Below are 18,516 nucleotides of genomic sequence, written 5' to 3'. Positions count from 1 at the left end.
CCACTTCAATGTCGGTTGATCTATTGATTAGTATGCATAAAAAGAACCTACATAAAATAAATATGTAGGTTTTAAAAAATTATTTAGATAAACGGATTACTTCACGGGCAATTTCTACTTCTTCGTTCGTTGGAACGTTTAAAATTGCTACTGTTGAGTCATCTGTAGAAATAATCGCTTCTTTGCGCGTATCGTTTTTAGCATCGTCAATTGTACCACCAAAGAATGTTAAGCCATCCATGATAATTTTACGAGTGATACCTGAGTTTTCGCCAATACCTGCAGTAAAGACAATTGCGTCAACACCATTCATTAATGCTACGTATTGACCGATATATTTTTGAACACGGTTATAGAAAATATCTAATGCTAATTGTGCACGCTCGTTACCTTCTGCTGCTGCACCTTCAACGTCACGCATATCACTTGATACGCCTGAAATTCCTAATAAACCAGATTTCTTGTTGAAGATATCGATAATTTCTTGAACATCAGTGATATTTAGTTTTTCCATTAAGAATGGAATTAATGAGGCATCAATGTCACCTGTACGAGTTCCCATTGTAATACCTGCTAATGGCGTGAAGCCCATTGAAGTGTCAATTGACTTGCCGTATTCAACAGCAGTAATTGAACCACCATTACCTAAATGACAAGTAATGATTTTTAAATCTTCAACTGGTTTACCTAACATTTCAGCTGCACGGTTTGCAACGTAACGGTGGCTAGTACCGTGTGCGCCATATTTACGAGCCGCGAAATCTTCGTAGTACTCATATGGTAAGCTGTATACGTAGTTAACAGCTGGCATTGTTGTATGGAATGAAGTATCGAAAATCGCTGCCATTGGTACTTCAGGTAAACGCTCTTTGAAAGCACGCATAACTGTTGCTTCAGCATAGTTATGTAATGGTGCAAATTCACCTAAATCATCAACTTGTTGGATTACTTCGTCAGTTACTAAAGCTGAATCTTTAAAGAGTTCTCCCCCAGCAACTACACGGTGACCAACTCCTGCAATTTCATCGAAGTTTTCAATTACTTTTAATGAACTTAAGTGTTCGAATAATAATTCAACCGCACGGTCGTGGTTTGGAATATCTTCTACTAATTCAAATTCTTGACCTTCACCGTATTCAATTTCCAAACGTGAGCCTGCTAAACCAATACGCTCCACTAAACCGATAGAAAGAACTTCCTCTTCCGGCATAACGATAATTTGGAATTTTAAACTTGAGCTACCAGCGTTGACCGCCATAATCTTAGACATTAATCCATTTCCCCATTTCATATATTAATTAATATCCTAAGTATAACACGTTTACTGATTATTGATAATAATTAAATCCAATATATGGTTAGAAGTACATCATAAAATCAACTACAAACCATAACTTTTGCTTATAGAAGAACACGCTCTCTATTCTCTGTTTACTAAGGGTGATAAGTCCATCCGGCATCGTCATGATAAATCATTAATTTCGACATACCACCATCCAATGTCAAGTCTTCTCCCGTAATAAAACCAGCTTCTGGTGACGCTAGAAATTTAACCGCATGCACAACGTCTTCGACTTGGCCGATTCGATGGACTAGATGTTGCAAGTCATCGCTAGGTGAAGCTATAGTATTAGTCGTATCAATCCAACCTGGCGAAATTGAATTGACCCGTACTTTCCCTGCCAGTGTGACGGCCAAACTACGCGTGAGCGCTGAAATTCCGCCCTTAGCAGCAGAATAACTTTCTGAGTGTGCTTGGCTCATTCTATCGCGCGTTGACGAAATATTGATGATTGAAGCACCTGGCTTGAAGTAGTCTGCAAATAATTTCGTCAGCATAAAAGGAGCGGTCACTCCCACACTTAGCGCTAAGTTAAATTCCTCATAACTACACTCTGTCAACCCTTTAAATAAAGGCGCTGCATTATTTATTAGTAAGTCCAGCCCGCCATAATCTTCAATTACTTTGGCCGCAAATTGTTGAATCACTTGACCATCTGCCAAATCGCCTTGAAAATAATGATTGCTTTGTTGATCAATGATACATACGTGTGCTCCTAATTTAGTAAATTCTTTACTTAAGGCTTCACCAATCCCCTGGGCACCGCCTGTAATAACGACCACTTTATCCTTGAACATTGAATCCCTCTTTTCTACTCTGATCGGTTTTTAACTCACCACGCTGCTTGTAATTGTATTATACGATATCGTTATAGCTTATTATATCGTATTGACTGCCTTATCAAAGGCTTTTCAATTGAATTATTGCTAAATTTTCAGCATACTCACATTATGATGTGACATATTCTATCAAAGGAGAGTGAATGAAATGCCATGGAACATGAATGATTATCCTGCTTCATTAAAGAACTTTGACAACTTACTACGTAAGAAAATCATCGATATCGCAAACGCTTTGTTAGCCAATGGATACGATGATAATCAAGCAATTCCTATTGCAATCTCACAAGGCAAAGAATGGTATGACAATGCGAGTACACAAGAAAAAGAGGCTTTTGAACAGGAGCCAAATCCTAAGAAAAATGATACACATGACCAAAGCTCAAATCCCGACTTACTCGATGAAAATGTTGAAGTGTTTTATAAAAATGATGAATGGCATGTTAAAACCGTCAAAGCTGAACGTGCAAGTGATACTTTTACAACTAAAGAAACCGCTATAGAACGTGCAAAAGAGATTGCTAAGAATAAGGGCACAAAAGTCGTTACTTATACTAAAGAAGGTAATAAACAAACGCGATAGCATGAATGGTAACTAAGACATACTTGTGTGCCACAGCTACAGCAGTATGACGATTAACTCACATACTCGTACGTGCAGTAGATTCCTTAGCATTGAACCAACCACTCACTCCAGTTTTAACAAAACAATCTGACAGCATTTAAGGGACAAGATACGCAGAAGCCTCCAAACGATCTAACCTAATCGTTTGGAGGCTTCTTTAATATTTAATATCTCAATCGCGCAGATAAATTAATTCCCACTGGCATATCGTCTTGGTTGACTACAAAGACTTTACCTTTTGTTGCGACAACACGAGTAATTAATCGTTTGACGAAATCGTGATCGACTTCTTCAAATTCACCTTCTGGCGTAATGATACCTCTTTGACGGTACCCTTTGTTAACCAATAATTCTTCTACACGCCCTTGCGTTGCACTTATCGCTAAATCATTTAATTGATTATCAACACGAAACTTCATAGACGTTTCTCTAAAGCGATTAAACATTTTTTCTTGCTGCTTCTTAACAACTTCGATGTTTTTGGCTAAAGCTTTTTCTTGGACCGTATTAAAGCTTACGTTTGCACCTGACTCTTCAATCCCATCCTCTAACAGATGATTGTTTTTTGATAATTTACGAAATACCGCTTGATTTTCTGGTAGTGCGTATAAAATCAATGGTAAATCACGTTCAGATGTATAATGCTCTTGAATATAGCGATCTACAATTCTAAAGTAATTTTCACGGTCGATATCCTTTTCTTTACTAGTTTCTGTATGGCCGTGCAAAGCGCTCTCTCCACCGCCTCCACCGCCAGCACCACTTGCAGAACTGTCGCCAGTTTTTTCAGTTCCAAGAGCCGCCTCTAAAGTCTTAGGCACATCTTCTCCCTCGAGTTTGATTTCCTTAACAGAAGTCGAATCCCCTTCGAACAGTCGAATATCTTCTCTATTTAACACTAATACGAAATATTGATTTGTAAATTGGTAGTTTTCAATTAAAGGTGTCAAGTTAGGGCCATTAGATACATTCAATAAATTAGCTACTGGAATACCTAAATGGTAATAAAAAATATCATCTTGCGTAATATAAAGCGCGAGGCCTCCACGGTAAGTAACTAATTCAATATCATGTTTCTTAGCTTTATCTACTTGAGCGATTAACTTTTTAGCTAAATCCTTATCACACTCATCTTTAATCCTTTTCTTAGCGTCATCTAACAGATTATTCAATTGAATTCGATCTTGGTCGGAACTAACAGACGTTGAATGTAATTCTAAGGCAACCGTCACAAAGAGTTCATCATCTTTCTCCAGCTCTGGTGCTGGAAAGGCATTTAATTTTATCATATTGAAACCCCTTTCTTATATACTACCTTAAGAGTATCAATATCTCAGCCGCTTGTAAAATTATTTCGCTTCAAAACTCAGATTAATTTTTAAAAAATAACAGAAGGTCTTCCTTTGCAGAATAGGAACATATACTCTCTAGGCTTTAGACATCATATTCAGACGAGTCTAATGATGGGTATAAAAAAAGACCCACTGACGAATCAGAGAGTCCCGAAAATGTTTTCTTATTAAGCTTCTAAAGCTGCTGGATAGACAGAAACTTGTTTCTTGCCTTTACCTTTACGTTCGAAACGAACAACACCGTCTACTAATGCAAACAATGTGTCATCTCCACCGCGGCCTACGTTATTACCAGCGTGAATTTTAGTTCCACGTTGACGGTAAATGATAGTACCTGCGTGAATTGTTTCGCCGTCAGCTGATTTAGCGCCTAGACGTTTAGAGATTGAGTCACGACCGTTTTGAGTCGAACCTCCACCTTTTTTCGTTGCAAATAATTGTAAATTTAATTTCAACATTGACAAGCACCTCCTTAAGGTTAAATAGTTGATTCTTGAATTTTAATAAATTCAGGGTAGTTCTCAGCGAGAACTTGTAATGCAAAGACTAAATGATTTAACAATAGTTGGCTATCACTTCTTAACCGTTTCTGTGTAATTGCCGGCATCTTCAAATGTAAAAAGCCACCTTCGACTTCATCTACTTTTGTTTCAACTGCAATTTTAAGCAACTGTTGTAAAGAGTTTTCAACTGAAATGACCTGACTTGATACAGCCGCACAAACAATGTCGTACCCTGGATCTGCGTATTGCGCATGCCCTATCATTTTTAGTTGTTGAATCGTATCTTGTGCATCTTTGTAAACCGTAATCTTAATCATAATTATGCGTTAATAGCATCAATTGTTAATTTAGTATATGGTTGACGGTGACCTTGTTTACGATGAGAGTCTTTACGACGTCTGTATCTAAACGTCACGACTTTCTTTTCGCGTCCTTGTTTTTCAACAGTTGCTTCAACAGTTGCGCCTTCAACTAGTGGAGTACCCACTTTAGTTTCTTCGCCACCTACTAAGACAACTTCGTCAAAAGTAACTTTTTCGCCAGCTTCGACGTCTAGTTTCTCAACAAAGATTGTTTGACCTACTTCAACTTTTACTTGTTTTCCGCCTGTTTTAATAATTGCGTACATTCAAGCACCTCCTATATTAGATTTGCGAGTTCGATGAACTCTACACTTAGACTCGCCACGTTAAGAGATTGCCAAGCAATTCTTAGTTCTTAAAATGCGCGGTTGTAGACGTGGTGCTACACAAATACAACAATAGTATATTACCAAATATACTAACCAACGTCAAACTTTTTTTTCAAATATTATTATACTCAATAAACTTACCCATTATTGCCGACAAAAAAATCCGATAGACCCTAACAGTCTAACGGATTTGAAAGCCATGATTATTCTGAATCTTCTTCAGATTCTTCTGCTGCGTCTTCTTGTGAATCCTCTTCAGCAACTTCTTCATCTGCGGATTCAGCTTGTAGTGTTACGTTTGCTTCAATGAATTCAGTGATCTTACCTGATTCAACAGCTTCTAAAACAACTTTATTGATAAGTTCTAATAATTCTTCATTACCTTTAGCAAGGGCAACTGCTTTACCTTGTTCTGGGTTTTCGAATACCACATCAGAGACCACTGCAATTTGTCCTTCGTTAACTGCTACGAATTCAATCGTCACAATATCGTCAATAAAGATAGCATCTACTTTTTTAGTTTTTAAGGCTTCGATTAATAGACCTGTTTTTTGCATTGAAACAATTTCAGCGTTTGGCAAGTTTTCTGTCACCATTTGTTCTTGAACAGTGCCTTTTTGAACACCAATTTTTAGCCCATCAAAATCTTCAACTGTCTCATACTTACCTTCTTCTCCTGCTAAGACAACGAAATTACTTACTGATTGGTGATATTGTTCTGAAAAATCTACTTGTTCGGCACGTTCTTCAGTATAAGTCATTCCCGCAATCGTCATATCAATTCTTCCAGAAATTACTGACGGAATTAATGAATCAAATGGCATATCTTCCATGACTAATTCGACACCCAACTCATCGGCAATTAATTGTGCTAAGTCAACATCAATCCCGACAATTTTAGAATCGCCATTACTTTCTAAAACAACCCATTCAAATGGTGGATAATCAGCACTCGTTCCAACAACCAACTGACCGGACTCTTTAATCTCATCAACTGTTTTTGCTGATGCTAAACCAGCTGGTACAAACATTGCTAATAAAGTGACTACTAGCGTTAATTTTAATAATAATTTTTTCATTTTAACTAACCTCTTTCTCTATTGTCTATTCTTATTGCTTATCATATCGAATTTAAAATTAACAAGCAATCAGATTTATTTGAATTTTTCTTTAATTTCCTTCACGAACTAAAGCAATATTAGCTTGAACAATTCCTTCCATTTCACCGGAAGCCACTGCCTCATCAATGACTTTGTTAACGACCTCTAGCAATTCGCTATTTCCTTTCGCGAGTGCGACGGCCTTATCAAACGAACCTCCCTCCAACTCAAGCTCTTCGACCGCAGCAATTAGGCCTGCGTTTTGATAAATAAAATCAGCAATGACTATGTTATCCATAAAGACCGCATCAAGTTTACCTGCTTTTAAGGCCTCAATTAAGTCCCCATTCTTATTCATCGCGACATAATCCGCTTCTGGATATTGCTTAGCAATCAGCTGTTCTTGGACTGAAGCTTTTAAGACGCCTATTTTGACCTTGGAAAAGTCTTCTAGGCTATTGAACTGATTGACGGCTTCGGCTGAAACGACGAATTGATTCACCGTCGAATAGTAAGTCGAAGAAAAATCGATTTGTTCAGCTCTTTCATCGGTATAGGACATCCCCGCTATCACAAGATCTACCTTGCCACTTTGAAGAGTTGGTATCAGTGCATTAAAGGCATGTTCACTCACTTCTAAGTCAACGCCAATTTCATCGGCTATCTAATGAGCTAAGTCGAAATCAATGCCAACAAATTGTTGTTCACCCTTCTCCATCTTGACCCATTCAAAAGGTGGGTATTCAGCATTGGTTCCCATCACAAGTTTTCCTGCTGCCTTGATTTCCTCTAAGGAATTCGCTGACACGTGTGAACTTGGGCTAATGAGCCAGAAACAAGTGACTAGTAAAGAAAGTGTTAACAGTATCTTTTCCATCGTGGTGCCTCCTTTGATGGTTTAGTCCTGTGATTGAGAGGATAAGTCGATATTTTTTGCAACAATCTCATCTAGCTCGCCTGACTCGATAGCTTCTAGAATAACTTGATCGACAATGGCTTTTAACTCACTGTTGCCTTTTTCCATCGCCACAGCATTACCAAATGACCCATCTTCTAATGAAAATTCATCCAATACAACAATTGAATCTGAATTTAAGGTTTCGTACTGATAAATCACGACATTATCCATTAAGACGACATCCACACGACCTGATTTTAAACTTTCAATGAGATCTCCGTTTTTATTCATTGAGACGATGTCCCCATCTGGAAACAGCTCTTTGATCATTTGCTCTTGAACCGAAGCTTTCAAGACACCAATTTTAGCATTTGAAAAATCATCAATGCTTTGATAATCAGCTTCCTTACCAGTCGGTACTGCAAATAAGTTTTTCGTTTCAAAATAGATCTCGGAAAACTCAACTTGTTCAGCTCTTTCTTCCGTGTAAGACATACTCGCGATGGCCATATCAATTTTTCCTGCTTGTAAAGAAGGAATTAATGCATTGAAGGCTTGGTCACTGACAACCAGTTCAACACCAATCTCCTCAGCAATTAATTGTGCTAAATCAATATCAATTCCGAGATACACTTGTTTGCCATCCTTCATCTCCACCCACTCAAAAGGTGGATATTCCGCGTTGGTCCCCAAAACAATGACACCCGCTTCTTTTATTTCCTCTACCGTTTTTGCTGAACCTACTTGTGTAGGTAGCGATAGACAAATAGCAATTAACAAGGCAAGCAATAACAGTTTGATTTTTTTCATAATAATTCCTCCTGGTCTATGTACATTCAAGTACATGATACAATTTATTAAAAATAATCTTTCCACAGTGACTCATGATAGGGCATTCGTTAAATATCAGCTTTGTATTAGTAAAAATTGGTGATAAAAAAACCCGTCTCTATGTTCAAAAGAACATAGAGACGGGTTAATCCGCGGTACCACTCTAGTTAACTCTGCCCCTAACTAAATAAAGGCTTCATCCACTCTTTTTGCTAACGCTCAGACAGCGAAGTCAGCTACTAAGTTCACTGACTAGTCTCATAAGTGCGTTTCAATCATAATTCCTCAGTAGGCTTCCACTCTGTCCTACCTCGCTGTGAGCGAATTAATAATTTACTTTCTTAATCATCGACTTGATTTATTAACTTGACATGAGTTTACACCAGAACTAGATCTAATGTCAACACTTTTTAATAAATTAATTAGAATTATTGATTTAAACGCATTTTCTCTCATTGTTTTCTTATTAGTTAGAAGATGATATACTCTTCAAACCCTAACCAATTCAGTATTTGTTTCGTCGGCAAGTAAAGCAAGAAAGCAAGAACGACATTAAATATCAAAGTTGGACCTAAACGATCCACTAAAAATGTCGTAATCGTCACGTTGGTTAAGCCCAGTTCAAAGTAAAAGACAAAAACAATGAAATCCACAATTGTCACTGCCACAATAAATAGCATAAAGTGGATGAAGGCTTTTTTAGGGAAAAACTTGCGTAATTTGATGATTAAATAAGCAAGTAAAAAATATAATGTTGCATATAAGCCAAGTAAAGTGGCTATATAAGACTCATATAACAAACCAAATATAAACGCATAAAACAAAATGTTTGTATCGCGTAAATAAAAACTAAAGGTCACAATATAGTAAAGCACCAAATGAGAAATAATTATTTGACTTGTGCCAATAAACGCGCCAGGAAAAATTGCTGGCAATGCAGCATCGATGATAATCCCTACAAAAAGTAGAAATGGCACGAGCCATTTCGCTTTACGATCGCGGCTAGTCTTCACTTGCTTCACTCCGATCCCCAACTAAGATAACTGTGACAAAACGTATATCAGTCATCTCTCCAGCAGGTATGATATTCACAGTTTGGAATAAACCATAATCATCCATTTGAGCGGACGCTACTTCACCGATTAGTAAAGTGCTTGGTGTGACGCCACCTAAACCGGACGTAATAACCATATCTCCTGGTTGAATCTGGGCATCTGGATTGACTTGAGTCATAATATAATGCTTAGCTTTTGGATCATAGTCACTAACGATACCATTTGCTGATGCTCCATTTTTAGTTTGAACTCTCGCTGATACGACCCCTTCGTTAGATTGTTCTGAGGTTAATAGCAAAACTTTCGAACTATTCGGTGTCACTTCAATAATGCGTCCAATTAGACCATTTCCTGACATAACTGACATATCTTTACGCACGCCATCATTTGACCCTACGTTAATTACTAACGTTTCCATCCATTGATCTGGGCTACGCGAAATAACAGTCGCGCTTAAAGGTTCGAAATTACTTAATGTTTCCGTTAAATTCAATTCTTGACGCATTTTTTCGTTTTCAACTTCTAAATCAGCAATTCTAACTTGAAACTCATTTACTTGATCAATTCGTTGCTTTAAATATTGATTTTCTTCAAATGTATTAACTAAATTATCAACCGAATTAACGAAACGCACCACCATATTGACCGGCTCTGAAAAAATACGTCCTGCCCAAGATGAGGCCTCATTTACCGAGGTTGTGACAACATTAGACGTGCTACTAAATAATGAATACGAGATTAACGACACAATGGCAATGCTCGCAATTAAAATACCAATTAACTTTTTATTATTAAACATTCATAATCCTCTTTCTATTAACGAGCTTTTTTCTCAGCAATTTTTGATTGAACATCTAGCTGTTTTAACATTTTACCAGCACCAATCGCTACACAATCCAGCGGAACATTTGATAAATGAACTGGAATACCAATCTCATCAAATAAGCGCTCTGGTAATCTCTTCAATAACGCTCCTCCACCAGTCAATACTATTCCATTTTCGATAATATCTGCTGATAATTCTGGAGGTGTTAGTTCTAATACTTGCTTGATACTCGTTACAATTAATTGGACCACTTCATCAACAGCCTCTGCTACGATACTCGCTTCAACATACGCTTCATCTGGCACACCTGTCGCAATATTACGACCTCTTACTTTTAGTTTGTCAGATGTATCAAGCTCGGAAAATTTTGCATTTCCTAAAACAATTTTTATGGTTTCAGCCGTATAATCTCCGACCGCTAGTTGATAATGATTACGAACATACGTCATTATTGTTTCATTCATTAAGCTACCGCCTGCGCGTGTACTTAAGCCTTGTACAATTTCTCCATAAGAAATTGTTGCAATATTTGTCGTTCCTCCACCAATATCAACTACCATCTTCCCACGTGGCTCTTCTATCGCTAAATTAGCGCCTAGAGCAGCCGCAAATGGTTCTTCTATAATCATAGCTCGATGGATGCCTAAATCCTTAATCGCATCGATTACAGCCCTTCTCTCGACTTTTGAAATACTACTTGGAACACAGATTACAACTTCTGGTCGTGAAATCGAACGATGGACGGCTTGCTTGATAAAATGTGAGAGCATTTGCTTCGTTAAAGAAAAATCAGCAATTACACCGTCTCTCATTGGTCGAATCGTTTCAATGTTATCCGACGTTCGTCCTACTAACTTAGCTGCTTCTTTTCCATATGCAACGACTTCACCCGTTTTAATATTTCTAGCCACAATCGAAGGTTCTCGAAGTGCAATTCCCTTATTGTCGATATAGATAATGGTATTCGCGGTTCCTAAGTCAATACCTAAACGCTGTTTACTAAACAAACCCACTACACTTCGAACTCCTTTACAAATTATATTGTGTAAAATACACTACGTTAAAATATTATAGCAAAAGTCTCAGGTAAAAAGCTACCTGTAGAATTGTTCTTTATGAAATTCCAATATTACAAAGGTCAATAAAATGTGTGCTATTGCCTTAGGCACAAAAAAAGCCGGAGAAAAAATCCCCCGACTAAAAGTTTAATTTAAAAAGATTAAGCTTTTTCTACGTTTGCAGCTTGTGGGCCACGTGCGCCATCTTCAACTTCGAAAGTTACTGCTTGACCTTCTTCTAAAGTCTTGAAGCCGTCACCTTGAATAGCTGAGAAGTGTACGAATACGTCTGCTTCGCCTTCGCGCTCGATAAATCCAAAACCTTTTTCTGAGTTAAACCATTTTACTGTTCCTTGTTCCATGAATGAAAATCCTCCTCGTGCCGTAAAGCACTATTTTTTATTATATTCTTGCTAACTGGTACGAAGCGGATGTTACAAAAACAATCTTTCTTACCTCTTACAAAAACATAACTATATCATAACATACTCTATGGAATTTGCAACATGTTTCATCGTTTTTTCTATTTAAAAGAGCGCTTTTATTCATTATCATAAGCAATGGAAGCGGTATTCATTCCCAAGGCTAAAAGCTATCACAATACGCTTATTTTAACTTTAGCAACGCTTATTTCTTAAGTTTTTTCAAATTATATAATTAAATTTAGCTCTTAATTATTCATCAAAGACATCCGAACTTTCTCGTAAACTTAGGTATTGATTTTGTCCAATAATCAAATGATCCAAAATTTCTATGCCCATTAATTCTCCACACGCTATCATACGACGTGTAAAATATAAATCGGCATGCGATGGTTCTGTATCTCCTGAAGGATGATTGTGTGCGATGATTAATCTGGCTGTTGGATATTTTACAGCCTCTTTAAAGATTTCTCGCGGATGTGCGACAGAACTATTAACAGTCCCCATAAATATTGTCTTTTTCTTTATAATTTCATTTTTGGTATTTAAAAATAAGACCATCAAATGTTCTTGTTGTAAATCAGACATTTCTTGTATCAACCACTGCCCTGCTGAACGAGTGGAAGTAATATGACCAAATTTAGGCATATCACTCGAACTGATACGTGCACCTAGTTCAATCGCTGCCTTAAGTTCTATTGCTTTAATGGGACCAATCCCTTTCACTAATTGAAATTCATCTATGCTTGCTTGCCTTAAATCATAAAGGCTTTCAAATGTTTGCATAAAACGAGCAGACAGTTGTAGAACATTTTCCTCCCTTGTACCTGTGCGTAAGATAATGGCTAGAAGTTCGTGTGTAGCCAGTGCTTTCTCACCAAAATTAACAAGTCTTTCTCGCGGTTGAGCATCCTTGGGAACTTCTTGAATGAACGACGACATTTTAATAGGCATAAAAACAGCCTCCTTTTAGTATTTATATATAAATACGTAAAAAGGAGGCTAAATATACTTTTTAATTTGAAATCTTTTGAAATTCTTTAACAATGAACTGTCGAACATCAGAAACAAAATAGAGTGAACCTGTTATTAACAGCATTTCATCGCTATCTTTGTGATTAATGAACTCCGTAACATAAGGCTTCCAATCTGCCACATATTGAATCGCTTGTTCCAATTTCTCTGGTACTTGTTGAACGACCTCTTGAAACTGCGCCAAAGTCGTTGCATGTGGATGACCAAACTCAGTGACTGTTAAACTAATACTATTAAACGTAGACAACAAAGGAAGTTGTTCTAATTGATTTTTGGAATCTAAACCAGCATAAAGAATTCGAATCGCTTTATGCGGGAAATATTCTTCAACTAAACCCTTTAAGGCATTTAAACCAGCCACGTTATGTGCACCATCAATATATACAAAAGGATCCTCATTAATTCTTTCCATTCGAGCAATCCAATTCGTCTGTTGTAGACCAGGTTTTGCTACTACCCAATCAATTGGCTGTTCAATAAAGTTCATCCATAAATTGAATGCTTGAATTGCAACAGTCGCATTTTGAATCTGATGTAATCCTAACATACCGATCGCAAAATTATTTTGTTGCGTTTCATTTGGGTCAGACATAGCTTGCCAGAAGTTGAAGGTAGAACCTTGATCCAGATGGTTTAAAACATCGGCCATTCCGAAATCTGTTTGATAACGATAGATTTCAGAATTCATTTCAGCAGCATAAGCTTCAATGACTTTCAATGGACCTTCTTCAATTAAACCAGTTACAACTTGGGTATTTTGTTTAATTAAACCAGCTTTTTCAGCTGCAACTTCTTCAACCGTATTACCCAATTTATCTGAATGGTCCAGACCGATTGTCGTAATGATTGCAATTTGTCCGTCAATAACGCTTGTACAGTCACGACGTCCTCCAATACCAACTTCAATTAAACAAACATCCGGTTTTTTCATTTTGAAATAGATAGCCATCATTACAGTATATAATTCAAAAAAGACTAAACGACCAAACTCAGTTTGTTCCATATAATCGTTTATTTGAACCATTTCTTCAATAATGGTTATTAAATCTTCATCTGCGATTAACTCACCGTTAAAAGTGAATCTTTCTTTAAAGGTCATAATATGAGGCGAAGTGAACGTCCCTACTTGTAACCCTTGGCTAAGTAATAATTCGCGTAAAAATGCAGTCGTAGATCCCTTACCATTGGTTCCAGTAATGTGAATTGCTGGAATACCATGATGTGGGTTGCCAATAAAAGCAAGCGCTAATTTAACTTTCTCTACGCCGCTTCCATTAATGTTAGGAACAATATTTTTCTGAGTATCGAGCCAAGCGATGGCTTCATTAACATTTCTAAATTTCAACTAACTTCGTTCTCCTTTGTGTTACCACAGATATAATACACTTAACGTGTTTAATGCAAAAAGTTTCCATTGCAAACCTCAAAATCATGAGCACTTTGAGGTTAAGTTTTTAATATTATAAAAGCGTTTCGAGTTGGTTGATTCTCTCCGTAACAGCATCCAGTTGATTAACATAATCAGCTCGTTTGATGCGCTCTTCCTCCACAACTTTTTCAGGAGCCTTGCTTACGAAACCTTCGTTCGCAAGTTTCTTGTCGATCCGTTCTACTTCTTTATTTAATTTTTCTTGTTCTTGAGATAGACGCTTTATTTCGTCTTCAATTTTTATTAAACCTTCGAGAGGCATTAAAATTTGTGCGAAAGATAAGGTTTGTGAGACTACTTCATTAGGTGTTTCAGGATTTTCTGAGATAACTAGTGATTCTGGGTGACAGAAACGCTCAATATACGCTTTGTTCTCCTCTAGTAATTCTGCAACTTGTTTAGAATTCACTTTAATGAAAATATCAACTGCTTTTGATAACGGTGTATTCATTTCATTACGAATCGTACGTACACCACGAATTACTTCGATTAACTGATTCATAGCAGTGACAGCCTCTTCATTAATATAAGCTGCATTAACTGTTGGGTAATCGGCTACGACAATTGAAGATTTTTCACTTAATAATTGTTGCCAAATTTCTTCAGTAACAAAAGGCATAATTGGGTGTAATAAGCGTAGGAATTGGTCTAATACATAGATTAGAATACTTTTCGTTGTCTTATTATCTGATGAGTCATCTTGTAGACTTTCCTTAGTCATTTCGATATACCAATCACAGTAATCATCCCAAATAAAGTGATACAGAATTCGTCCAGCTTCACCAAATTCAAATTTATCAAATAAACGAGTAACAGCTTCAATCGTTGTTTGTAAACGAGATAAAATCCATTTATCAGCAACTGTTTGATCCTTACCAATTTCGATTTGGTCGATTGTCAAGTCGCCTACGTTCATTAAAACATAACGACTTGCGTTCCAAATCTTATTAATAAAGTTCCATGATGAGCTTAATTTCTCTTCACTATAACGAACATCTTGACCTGGTGTTGAACCATTGGCTAGGAACCATCTTAAAGCATCCACACCAAATTCATCGATTACATCCATTGGATCAATTCCGTTCCCTAGCGACTTACTCATTTTACGACCGTCGGCATCACGAATCAAACCATGAATTAAGACGTTTTTAAATGGACGTTGACCTGTAAATTCTAAACTTTGGAAAATCATACGGCTTACCCAGAATGTTAAAATATCGTAACCAGTTACCAAAGTACTTGTTGGGAAGTAACGATCATAATCAGTGGATTCTTCCGGCCAACCCATTGTTGAAAATGGCCATAATGCAGAAGAGAACCAGGTATCTAAAACATCTTTATCTCTTTCCCATTCAGTCTCATTATCTGGAGCTGTTTCACCTACGTAAACTTCACCAGTTTCCTTATGATACCAGGCTGGAATTTGATGTCCCCACCATAATTGGCGCGAAATAACCCAGTCATGAATATTCTCCATCCAAGTTAAGAATGTTTGGTTAAAACGTGGAGGATAAAATTCAACCGCATCATCACTCTTTTGGTTTTGAATTGTTTTCTCAGCTAATGGTTGCATCTTAACAAACCATTGTGTAGATAAGTAAGGTTCAACAACTGCACCACTACGTTCTGAATGCCCTACACTATGTTCTAGTTCTTCAATTTTCACTAGATACCCTTGTGTTTTTAAATCAACTACTACTTGCTTTCTAGCTTCAAAACGATCAAGTTTAGCATACTCACCAGCATTTTCGTTCATCGATCCATCTAAATTCATAACATTTAAGCGTGGTAAATCGTGACGATTACCCACTTCAAAGTCATTAGGATCATGAGCTGGAGTAATTTTTACTACGCCCGTTCCAAATTCACGTTCAACATACTCATCAGCCACCACTGGAATCTCGCGATTCATTAATGGTAATAATACTTTCTGGCCAATTAGATGTTGGTATCTTTCATCTTCAGGATGAACGGCAATCGCAGTATCACCTAACATTGTTTCAGGGCGAGTCGTTGCAATTTCAACAAATTCATCTGAACCAACAATGGGATATTTAATGTGGTAAAACGCACCCTTAACATCCTTATGGATTACTTCAATATCTGATAATGCCGTTTGTGCTTTTGGATCCCAGTTAATGATGTATTCACCACGATAGATAAGTCCTTTGTTATATAAATCAACAAAGACTTTATTTACTGCTTTATTCAAACCAGCATCTAATGTAAATCGCTCACGTGAGTAATCAACAGATATTCCCATTTTAGACCATTGTGAACGGATTGTTCCAGCGTATTCTTCTTTCCAATCCCAAATTTGTTGCACAAATTCTTCTCGTCCCAAATCATGACGACTGATACCTTGTGTCGCTAATTTTTCTTCAACTTTTGCTTGAGTAGCAATCCCCGCATGGTCCATACCAGGTAACCACAATGTATCGAATCCTTGCATTCGTTTTTGACGAATCACCATATCTTGTAATGTTACATCCCACGCATGACCTAAGTGTAATTTCCCTGTCACATTTGGTGGTGGAATAACAATTGAGTAAGGTTCTGCTTCAGGATTTTCTGAAGGCTTGAACACTCCCGCTTCAATCCATTGTTCATAACGCCCCTCTTCAATACTTTGAGGATTATATTTCGTTGGCATTTCTTCTCTATTCAATATCCCGCTTCCTTTCACTCGCAAATTTATTAGTAGTCACTATCAATTAATAGAACTGAATGTATTAATTCTTCCCAATTTAAAACGCCCTATGCTTTACATAGGACGTTGGTTGACGTGGTACCACCTAATTTAAGAAATAATAACATTTCCGCTCGTTTATTGTTAACGAAGATTTCCTCCGTGAAGTACTACTTAACGTTCACACTTCAAGCTCCAAGCTACTTTCGTCAATTGTGAAAGCTTTCAGCGATTACTTTCTCTCTGTCTTTAATTAACTACTCTTCTCTTCATTGCTTAATATAGGGTCAGCTTTAGCCGACATATTAATCACAGTTTAGCAAAACATCGCCCATTAGACAAGTAGCTAATAATTAATTTATTTTGAATTTACACTCATTATTCTCGCCAACCAAAATTCTCTGATACTTCCCCTCTAAACCTAGAGACATAAGGATTTCCTTTCACATAAAAACGCAGCGGAGCATCTGTCCAATTGCCCTTATTATTGATACCGATTCGTCCTGATTTAAGGATTTTTTCAGGTGTTTTTCGGTTGTCCATTTCAAGTGATAAATTTGAGTCTTGAATATGTTCTAAATTATATGCCATTGTAATTCCTAGAGCTTGGCTTAACTTCCCTGGACCATTTGTTAACTCTCGCCCTGTCCTTTTTCGACGCATTTCCATTATTGAAATGCCTTCGACTGGTTCGAGTGCTCGGATTAGCACACCTTCCGGTTCGCCTACTTCTTGGGTCACAATATTCACTAACACATGGCTATGCATTTGATGGACATATAAGCTGCCGGCTATTTCAAACATTGCTTGGATTCGTTTGGTATTGCGCCCATTAAAGCTATGAGCCGCTTCATCTATAACACCCAAATAGGCTTCTGTTTCGACAATGAAACCTGCCGTACGGCCTTCTTTTGTCTCATTGACAAGAAGACATCCTAACAGAGCCTGAGCTATTTCTTCCGTTTTAAAACCGCTTATTGTCCCTTGATAATAGTCTTCTAAGTTAATCATGTCTTCTCTTTCACTCCATTCGAGAAAAAACCTCATTTAGCGTGTCTTCAAAAACCACTGCATTCGGTAAATAGGTATGGATGGGTGTTTTGTTAATCACAACGAAATGTTCACCTTTGAAATAATTGATTAGTCCAGCGGCAGGATAAACAACCAATGAAGTTCCGGCAACAATTAACATATCAGCCTCCTCAATAGCAGAAATTGTCTCTTGAATTGTCTGTTGATTAAGTCCTTCTTCATATAAAACGATATCTGGTCTCACAATTCCATGATCTTCTTTACAGCGCGGAATCCCCTTGTCATCACGCGTCAATTCTTCCAATCGATAGTGTTTATGACAGTGTAAACAGTAATTCTCTAATACCGTACCATGTAGTTCTAATACTTTCTGACTCCCAGCTAATTGATGCAAACCGTCAATATTCTGTGTGACAATTGTAATGTCCTTGCCTTGTCTTTCAAGCTCAACTAAAAATTCATGCGCTAAATTTGGTTTCGCTTCAGGATAAATCAATTTATCAAAATAGAATTCAAAAAATTCTTCCGGGTATCTCTCGAAGAAACTACGCGATATAATTTCTTCTGCAGAAAAATTCTTGCCTGTTGCCTGCATGAACAAACCTGTCGCTGAGCGAAAATCTGGTATGCCACTTGCTGTCGATACGCCCGCTCCACCAAAAAAGACAATTTTTTTGCTATCTGTTAATTTTTTTTGAAACTGCTCTATTTTATTCTCCATAAATCTTCCTCCATTTAGTATGCAAAGTTGCTAACAAGCCGGTAACACTCTACCGGAGAAATATAAAA

The 18,516-nt window shown here is 37.2% G+C and carries 20 protein-coding genes and 3 other annotated features; of the genes, 1 reads left to right on the top strand and 19 read right to left on the bottom strand.

Going from position 1 to position 18,516, the window contains the following annotated elements:
* Window positions 1-79: 79 nt before the first annotated feature.
* Together ACTQ45_RS01635 and ACTQ45_RS01630 are read right to left on the bottom strand one after the other, a co-directional pair.
* The gene (locus ACTQ45_RS01635) at window positions 80-1,270 is read right to left on the bottom strand and encodes an acetate/propionate family kinase (protein WP_441762778.1); all 1,191 of its coding nucleotides are present in this window, start codon (window positions 1,268-1,270) and stop codon (window positions 80-82) included.
* Between the two features lie 164 nt (window positions 1,271-1,434).
* On the bottom strand, window positions 1,435-2,139 hold the full coding sequence (locus ACTQ45_RS01630; RefSeq protein WP_441762777.1) for an SDR family NAD(P)-dependent oxidoreductase: 705 nt from the start codon (window positions 2,137-2,139) through the stop codon (window positions 1,435-1,437).
* A gap of 190 nt (window positions 2,140-2,329) precedes the next feature.
* Here ACTQ45_RS01630 and ACTQ45_RS01625 point away from each other — a divergent pair, with 190 nt between their 5' ends.
* Window positions 2,330-2,764: a DUF2188 domain-containing protein gene (locus ACTQ45_RS01625; protein ID WP_441750187.1), complete on the top strand. Its 435-nt coding sequence runs from the start codon at window positions 2,330-2,332 to the stop codon at window positions 2,762-2,764.
* A 206-nt stretch (window positions 2,765-2,970) separates the two neighbouring features.
* Here the strand turns inward: ACTQ45_RS01625 and ACTQ45_RS01620 are convergent, their stop codons facing one another.
* From ACTQ45_RS01620 to ACTQ45_RS01540, 17 genes are all read right to left on the bottom strand, one after another.
* Entirely contained in the window at window positions 2,971-4,095 is a 1,125-nt protein-coding gene (locus ACTQ45_RS01620) for a baeRF6 domain-containing protein (RefSeq protein WP_441762776.1), read from the bottom strand.
* A 230-nt stretch (window positions 4,096-4,325) separates the two neighbouring features.
* The gene (gene rpmA / locus ACTQ45_RS01615) at window positions 4,326-4,616 is read right to left on the bottom strand and encodes a 50S ribosomal protein L27 (protein ID WP_441750185.1); all 291 of its coding nucleotides are present in this window, start codon (window positions 4,614-4,616) and stop codon (window positions 4,326-4,328) included.
* A 20-nt stretch (window positions 4,617-4,636) separates the two neighbouring features.
* Window positions 4,637-4,978 carry a ribosomal-processing cysteine protease Prp gene (locus tag ACTQ45_RS01610; protein WP_441750184.1) on the bottom strand — a complete coding sequence of 114 codons (342 nt, stop codon included), beginning with the start codon at window positions 4,976-4,978 and terminating at the stop codon, window positions 4,637-4,639.
* A gap of 2 nt (window positions 4,979-4,980) precedes the next feature.
* Window positions 4,981-5,289, bottom strand: coding sequence for a 50S ribosomal protein L21 (rplU, locus tag ACTQ45_RS01605; RefSeq protein WP_441750183.1), 309 nt, complete (start codon window positions 5,287-5,289; stop codon window positions 4,981-4,983).
* 38 nt (window positions 5,290-5,327) lie between these two features.
* Window positions 5,328-5,403 (bottom strand) — a sequence feature (ribosomal protein L21 leader region).
* A 152-nt stretch (window positions 5,404-5,555) separates the two neighbouring features.
* Window positions 5,556-6,431 (bottom strand): transporter substrate-binding domain-containing protein, encoded by an 876-nt coding sequence (locus ACTQ45_RS01600; protein WP_441762775.1) that lies wholly within the window; start codon window positions 6,429-6,431, stop codon window positions 5,556-5,558.
* A gap of 91 nt (window positions 6,432-6,522) precedes the next feature.
* On the bottom strand, window positions 6,523-7,104 hold the full coding sequence (locus ACTQ45_RS01595; protein WP_441763022.1) for a substrate-binding periplasmic protein: 582 nt from the start codon (window positions 7,102-7,104) through the stop codon (window positions 6,523-6,525).
* A 12-nt stretch (window positions 7,105-7,116) separates the two neighbouring features.
* Complete coding sequence (locus tag ACTQ45_RS01590) at window positions 7,117-7,329, bottom strand: hypothetical protein (protein ID WP_441762774.1); 213 nt, start codon at window positions 7,327-7,329, stop codon at window positions 7,117-7,119.
* A 21-nt stretch (window positions 7,330-7,350) separates the two neighbouring features.
* Entirely contained in the window at window positions 7,351-8,160 is an 810-nt protein-coding gene (locus tag ACTQ45_RS01585; protein ID WP_441762773.1) for a transporter substrate-binding domain-containing protein, read from the bottom strand.
* A 154-nt stretch (window positions 8,161-8,314) separates the two neighbouring features.
* Window positions 8,315-8,539: a binding site (T-box leader), on the bottom strand.
* A gap of 112 nt (window positions 8,540-8,651) precedes the next feature.
* Window positions 8,652-9,203, bottom strand: a complete 552-nt coding sequence (mreD, locus tag ACTQ45_RS01580) for a rod shape-determining protein MreD (protein ID WP_441762772.1) — start codon at window positions 9,201-9,203, stop codon at window positions 8,652-8,654.
* The gene (gene mreC, locus ACTQ45_RS01575) at window positions 9,184-10,035 is read right to left on the bottom strand and encodes a rod shape-determining protein MreC (protein WP_441762771.1); all 852 of its coding nucleotides are present in this window, start codon (window positions 10,033-10,035) and stop codon (window positions 9,184-9,186) included. Before mreC ends, mreD begins: the two co-directional genes overlap by 20 nt.
* Before the next feature lie 17 nt (window positions 10,036-10,052).
* Entirely contained in the window at window positions 10,053-11,075 is a 1,023-nt protein-coding gene (locus ACTQ45_RS01570; protein WP_441750177.1) for a rod shape-determining protein, read from the bottom strand.
* A 206-nt stretch (window positions 11,076-11,281) separates the two neighbouring features.
* Window positions 11,282-11,482, bottom strand: coding sequence for a cold-shock protein (locus ACTQ45_RS01565; RefSeq protein ID WP_153832586.1), 201 nt, complete (start codon window positions 11,480-11,482; stop codon window positions 11,282-11,284).
* A 312-nt stretch (window positions 11,483-11,794) separates the two neighbouring features.
* The gene (gene radC / locus ACTQ45_RS01560) at window positions 11,795-12,496 is read right to left on the bottom strand and encodes a RadC family protein (protein WP_441762770.1); all 702 of its coding nucleotides are present in this window, start codon (window positions 12,494-12,496) and stop codon (window positions 11,795-11,797) included.
* A 61-nt stretch (window positions 12,497-12,557) separates the two neighbouring features.
* On the bottom strand, window positions 12,558-13,922 hold the full coding sequence (locus ACTQ45_RS01555; RefSeq protein WP_441762769.1) for a bifunctional folylpolyglutamate synthase/dihydrofolate synthase: 1,365 nt from the start codon (window positions 13,920-13,922) through the stop codon (window positions 12,558-12,560).
* A gap of 115 nt (window positions 13,923-14,037) precedes the next feature.
* Entirely contained in the window at window positions 14,038-16,677 is a 2,640-nt protein-coding gene (locus tag ACTQ45_RS01550; RefSeq protein ID WP_441763021.1) for a valine--tRNA ligase, read from the bottom strand.
* 95 nt (window positions 16,678-16,772) lie between these two features.
* Window positions 16,773-16,977 (bottom strand) — a binding site (T-box leader).
* Between the two features lie 96 nt (window positions 16,978-17,073).
* Window positions 17,074-17,706 (bottom strand): DNA-3-methyladenine glycosylase, encoded by a 633-nt coding sequence (locus ACTQ45_RS01545; RefSeq protein ID WP_441762768.1) that lies wholly within the window; start codon window positions 17,704-17,706, stop codon window positions 17,074-17,076.
* A gap of 10 nt (window positions 17,707-17,716) precedes the next feature.
* On the bottom strand, window positions 17,717-18,448 hold the full coding sequence (locus tag ACTQ45_RS01540) for an NAD-dependent protein deacylase (RefSeq protein WP_441762767.1): 732 nt from the start codon (window positions 18,446-18,448) through the stop codon (window positions 17,717-17,719).
* Window positions 18,449-18,516 lie beyond the last annotated feature (68 nt).

Source organism: Fundicoccus sp. Sow4_D5 (genome assembly GCF_052116365.1).
GTDB lineage: Bacteria > Bacillota > Bacilli > Lactobacillales > Aerococcaceae > Fundicoccus.
Note: the sequence above shows the minus strand (reverse complement) of the source record. Positions and strands in the feature narration are given on the sequence as shown.